This window comes from Protofrankia sp. CiP1_Cm_nod4 (genome assembly GCF_982290645.1).
The window spans coordinates 6,235-11,052 of sequence record NZ_CEVIVC010000165.1 but is presented as its reverse complement, the minus strand read 5'-3'; the positions used below and the strand labels follow the sequence as shown (position 1 = coordinate 11,052).

Sequence of the window (4,818 nt, the reverse complement as noted above, 5' to 3'; positions counted from 1 at the left end):
CGCTGCGCGACATGCGCCGCTAGACGCCCTCCCTGAGGGGCGTTCAGCGGCACGCGGCGCAGCAGGCCGGGGCAGCGCCTCAGCACCCGACAGCCGCAACGCCGTCGCCGCGCCGGGCAGGACCTTCAGTCCGGGTCCGGGTCCGGGCCCGGCCCCGGCCCGCGGCCGGTAGCCATCCTCCGCCGATCCGGACACAGCCGGGAACTTTATGACATACCCAACCAGGTCGTGTGGGTCGGACTTGAAGATGATCACGTGCCCGTCGGGATACTGGCATACCCAGGCGACCCTGGCCGCCTACTGCCGCGTGCGCTCCTACCTGGTCTCCGCCCGCGACCACGGCCTGCGTGCCCTCGACGCCATCCGCACCGCCCTGACCGGCAAACCCTGGCTACCAGTCCCAGCCGCCGCCTGAAACAACATCAACACAGGTCACACCCGTGAATGGACACCACCAGTCCCTCTTTTGCTGCTTGCTGTGTTGAACCTGGCGACCGGTTGTGCATGCGGTCACCGCCAGCTACGCTGGCGCCAGCGTCTCCACGGATATTGTGGATGACGGATGGTTGCCCGGTCGCGCACAAAATGCCCGATGCCGGAAAGTACCCGAAATCGCCAGAGTGGGAGTACGGGAAATGGACGTCTCGATCGGGTTGCCCTCCACCATTCCCGGCGTCGAAGGCAGCCAGATCCTCGAGTGGGCCAAACGGGCGGACCGCTCCGTATTCTTGTCACTCGGCGTCATCGACCGTCTCGTCTACCCCAATGACGAGCCTCTGATCACGCTTGCGGCCGCAGCGGCGGTGACTGAGCGGATCAAGCTCCTGACCGCCATCGCGATTCTTCCGTACCGGGTCAATGCGGCGTTGTTCGCCAAGCAGGCCGCAAGTATCCAGCATCTTTCCGGCAACCGGTTGGTGCTGGGCCTCGGCCTGGGCGGTCGGGAGGACGACTACCAGGCCGGCGGCGTTCCTTTTAATGGCCGGGGGCGACGATTCGAAAAGATGCTGGTGGACACGCTTGAAATCTGGTCCGGTGAGCCGCGCGGCGACGCGGGGGCGATCGGGCCCACTCCACCGGCTCGTCCCGGGTTGCTGATCGGAGGCCAGTCACCGAGGTCCTTCCAGCGGGCCGCCGAGCACGCGGACGGATGGATCGCGGGTGGGGCGCCGCCGGAGGCGTTCGGGCCGGCCGCTGCGCAGGCGAAGGCTGCGTGGGAAGCCCGCGGCCGCAAGGATCGGCCACGGCTGGCGGCACTCGGTTACTTCTCCCTGGGGCCGCAGGCACGCGTACATGCTGAGAGCTACCTCCGGCACTACTACGCGTTCGCCGGAGCGTACGCCGAACAGGTGGTGGCGGGTGCGCTGACCGACGGCAGGGCGGTCCGCGACGCTGTCGCCGCCTTCGCCGAGGCGGGGTGCGACGAGTTGGTGCTGTTCCCGTGCAACCCGGAACCCGGCCAGGTCGACCTTCTGGCCGACGCGGTCAGGTAGGCCCAACGGAAGGAAGGTCATTCGGCCGCCCAGATCCGGTCCGACACGGGGCCGAGGGATTCACGCACCTTTGGTCACCTAACAAAGCCCTACTAGTTGTGGATCAGTCATCATGCCGAGGCCCTGGGGAAGGCACGGCGCGGAAATGAGCGCGACCGAGCAGCGCTACGCCCCGCTCACGCGGGCGTTCACCCTGGCAACTGCGTCCAGCATGGCAGTGGCGAACAGGTCGGGATGGACCACCGGAAAATCATGATCGGCTGCTACCGGGATGACATGTGCCCCGAGCTGGTCGGCCAGTTGCCGTTGCAAGGCGGGGCGGCACAGCGTGTCGTTGTCGGTCAGCAGCACGACTGACGGCACGTTTCGGAGCGGTTGAACACGTCCGCGCAGATCGTGGCGTTGCACGGCACGGCCCATGGCCAGGACGGCGGCCAGTGGGGTACGGGTTAGTTCGGCGTGCAGCCACGGCCATCGGTTGACCACATCAGTCCCGCTGCGCCGATTGGCTCCGAAGTAGCGCGCGGGCAGCGAGTTTCCCCGGTTGAGGCGAGCCAGCGGGGCTGCCGTCGCAAGAGTGGTCCACAACAGGCGGTCGCGGCGGTTCTGCCGGTAGTTCAGCGCGCAAGCTGCCAGGACCAGGCCCGCGACCCGCTGCGGATGAGCCAACGCCATATGCGTTCCCACCAAGCCGCCGAGGGAGAATCCGCACACGATCACACGGTCGATATTCAGGACGTCGAGCACCGCTATGACGTCTTCGGCGCAGTCGGCGATGGAGAACTCCCCGGCGATCGGCAGTCCGCGTCCGTGGCCACGCTGGTCCAGGCCGACAATCGGATGCCGCTGGGACAGCGGTGGCATCAACCCGAAGAAATTGACGTCCAGCGACCAGGTCCACCCGTGCAGCAGCAACACCGGCAGTACACCGTCCCGGTCGGCCCGGGTCTGCCGCACGAAAACCTCCCCGCGGCCGGGGACCTGCAACATACGACCGGGCGGCAGCTCGGGACGCCATCCCTGTATGTGTGAGCGCGATGCGCGGGCCGGTCGGAGGAAGCCTGCCGTGCGCCGCGCCACGCGGACACGGGCTGTCTGCATACTCGAAATTTACATGCAATCAGCTTGCGATCAGCGGCAGGGTGTCTCGCCCTGCCGGCTGGTTCACAGCGCCGACAATCGACAGGCTACATTCCCACAATCGGAGGTCGGACTCTCCCGCATGTCACGCTTGGAGCAGCCCGAAGCCTGCCACCTGAACACAGGCAGTAGCGAGCCCCGGCATCATGCAGGTGTCAGGACCTTTGTAGAACATCGGCGGTGCACGACGCCGCGCGGCGGGTGCGTCGGCGCCTCTGGTGGTGCGGACGAGCCCAGCACAACCCGCTGTGCGGGCCGCCGTATCTGATCAGGCGGGCGCAGGTCATCGCCTGCACCACCGCCGGCCGGCGCGGCGAGGCCGAGATCCGCCCCGAGCACCTGCTCTATGGTGTGCTGCGCGTCGCGCGCGACCGGCTCGGCTCCGGGCTGGGCCGCCGGGGGCGCCGCGATGCCGCGCGCCTGGGCCTGCGTGTCGGCATGGCCCATCCAGTTCGGCTGCTGCTGACCGGGCAGGGAATCGACGTGGACCGGCTCAGCGAGGATCTGCTCGGCGACCTGATCGGATGAAAGGAAGGGCTCTCATGACGACAGCCACGACCGCTACCGAGTCAGACGCCGCCGAGCCGCTCACCTGTTGGTGCTGCGGTGGTACCTACCAGGAGTCTGACCTGGTCCGGCTCGGGAGCCATCCCGAGGTCGGGGTCTGCCTGTCATGCGCGCATTTCCTGCATCAGCAGGCCCGGGGCCGTGAGGACGAGCTGCGCCCCTCACCCGCCTCCCGGCTGCGTGACGGGCTGCGGGCCGCCCGGCGTCTGGTCATGCGGCGGCGGTGGCATCAGCATCCGGTCATCGGCCGGCCGTTGCGCTGGTTGGGCCGGCGCCTGCCGTAGATCGCCTCGTTGCGGTGCCGGTCAAGGTCTATGCGGTACTGCCGCATCGCCACGACCGTCACCGCACCGGCGACGGTGATGCGGGTTGGCAACCCGACGAAGGTCAGGGTCCGTCGCGGTCGAGCACGGCCGGCGGATCAAGCACGTGGCGGAGCTGGGCCAGCGACGGTGACCCGGCCAGGTTGCCAGCCGCGTCGCGACGTTCGGGCAGCCCGGGACGGGCAGAATCGTCAACCTCATCAGCGATGTCCTTCCCCGCTCCCTCGATGCCGTCGGCGTGCAGCAAGTCCAGCCAAGTACCGCAACGCCTGGCTCTTCACCGCTGCCCGCTCGGCCACCTCATGTGTGCGCATGCCGCCCCAGCATCAACTCTGTACCGGCATACACGGCAAGCGCGCACGGAGCGATCCGATCGGGCCCGTCGGGACCCGCCGCGGCGCCGGTCGTAGCCATCAGCCGTGGCCATGTACGACCGCCGCGCCAGCCGGGCAACGCCAGCGTGGCGTTAGAAATGGCCGGGTCCCTGTTTGCATTCCGTCAAAGATTTCCACAGCGGGCCGTCCGCAGGGTTTACTCACTCACGGGCGCGGAGCGGATCGCCGGGCTGGTCGGATCCGGCAGACCGGCCAGCCTGCGCTCCCCGACACCAGGGGTAAACATTCACGTCCTTGATGCTCTCCTTGATGTCCTCGACCGTGCCGGCGACGGCGGCCGCACCGCGGGCGATCATCCCGTGCACGAACCCGGGCGACGGGGCCGCGCCGGTCACGGCCTCGACGAGCTGCCCCGCGCGCTCGACCGGCAGGTGCTGGAAAACGAGCAGATAGACGACAAGCGCCCGCAGGTTCGGCCCGTAGGACACCGGCGCCCGGGGCACCCCGGCCGGCTGGGTCGGCGCGTGCTCCCGCCCGCAGCCGCAGCGGACCGCGACCAGGTCGTACTGCGTCGTCGTGGCGGTCACCAGCGGCACATCCACGACCTGGTGGGACCGCACGACCCGCACGCCGGCGGCGCCGGCGAGGTCAGCCCCGCAGCCGCACCAGCCGGCCGGCCGGCCGGCACGCCACCCTCACCGCGTCGTCGTTCCACGCCAGCGAGATACCGTCCGCGCCGGGCTGTTTACCCCGCTTGCGCCCCGACTTCCCCGCCGCCCGGGTCCGGGGTGTGGGACCGGGCCGGCCCGGGATCGCGCCGTCGGTCGACGGCGGCAGCGACGAGTTACCGGCAGTTACGCGACGACTTCCGCTCCAGTTCCGCTCTCCCCTGGCCGCCGGGCCCGAAACACATCCGGCCGCGGGACGGCACAGGGCGAAGACGGCACAGGGCGAGGACGG

The 4,818-nt window shown here is 69.1% G+C and carries 6 protein-coding genes; 4 read left to right on the top strand and 2 right to left on the bottom strand.

Translation table 11 applies throughout. The annotated features are described in order from the left end of the window. The first annotated feature begins 241 nt into the window (after positions 1–241). Together AC5LSR_RS21245 and AC5LSR_RS21240 are read left to right on the top strand one after the other, a co-directional pair. A complete protein-coding gene (locus AC5LSR_RS21245; RefSeq protein ID WP_445548812.1) occupies positions 242–415 on the top strand; it encodes a hypothetical protein in 174 nt (57 codons plus the stop codon). A 220-nt stretch (positions 416–635) separates the two neighbouring features. Then, positions 636–1,493, top strand: a complete 858-nt coding sequence (locus AC5LSR_RS21240) for an LLM class flavin-dependent oxidoreductase (RefSeq protein WP_250286993.1) — start codon at positions 636–638, stop codon at positions 1,491–1,493. A gap of 165 nt (positions 1,494–1,658) precedes the next feature. Here the strand turns inward: AC5LSR_RS21240 and AC5LSR_RS21235 are convergent, their stop codons facing one another. Beyond that, positions 1,659–2,450 (bottom strand): alpha/beta fold hydrolase, encoded by a 792-nt coding sequence (locus AC5LSR_RS21235; RefSeq protein ID WP_493468890.1) that lies wholly within the window; start codon positions 2,448–2,450, stop codon positions 1,659–1,661. Positions 2,451–2,813: 363 nt separating this feature from the next. On the opposite strand from AC5LSR_RS21235, the gene AC5LSR_RS21230 reads away from it, so the two are divergent. Together AC5LSR_RS21230 and AC5LSR_RS21225 are read left to right on the top strand one after the other, a co-directional pair. Beyond that, positions 2,814–3,161: a hypothetical protein gene (locus AC5LSR_RS21230; protein ID WP_250286997.1), complete on the top strand. Its 348-nt coding sequence runs from the start codon at positions 2,814–2,816 to the stop codon at positions 3,159–3,161. A gap of 14 nt (positions 3,162–3,175) precedes the next feature. After that, on the top strand, positions 3,176–3,484 hold the full coding sequence (locus AC5LSR_RS21225) for a hypothetical protein (RefSeq protein WP_250286999.1): 309 nt from the start codon (positions 3,176–3,178) through the stop codon (positions 3,482–3,484). Between the two features lie 574 nt (positions 3,485–4,058). On the opposite strand, the gene AC5LSR_RS21220 is transcribed toward AC5LSR_RS21225, so the two are convergent. Further along, positions 4,059–4,445 carry a transposase gene (locus tag AC5LSR_RS21220; RefSeq protein ID WP_250287001.1) on the bottom strand — a complete coding sequence of 129 codons (387 nt, stop codon included), beginning with the start codon at positions 4,443–4,445 and terminating at the stop codon, positions 4,059–4,061. Between the last annotated feature and the right edge of the window lie 373 nt (positions 4,446–4,818).

What these genes read in the sequence shown, in the direction of transcription:
- AC5LSR_RS21240 (WP_250286993.1), top strand. Translation starts at nt 636, where the DNA reads ATGGACGTCTCGATCGGGTTGCCCTCCACCATTCCCGGCGTCGAAGGC.
- AC5LSR_RS21225 (WP_250286999.1), top strand. Translation starts at nt 3,176, where the DNA reads ATGACGACAGCCACGACCGCTACCGAGTCAGACGCCGCCGAGCCGCTC.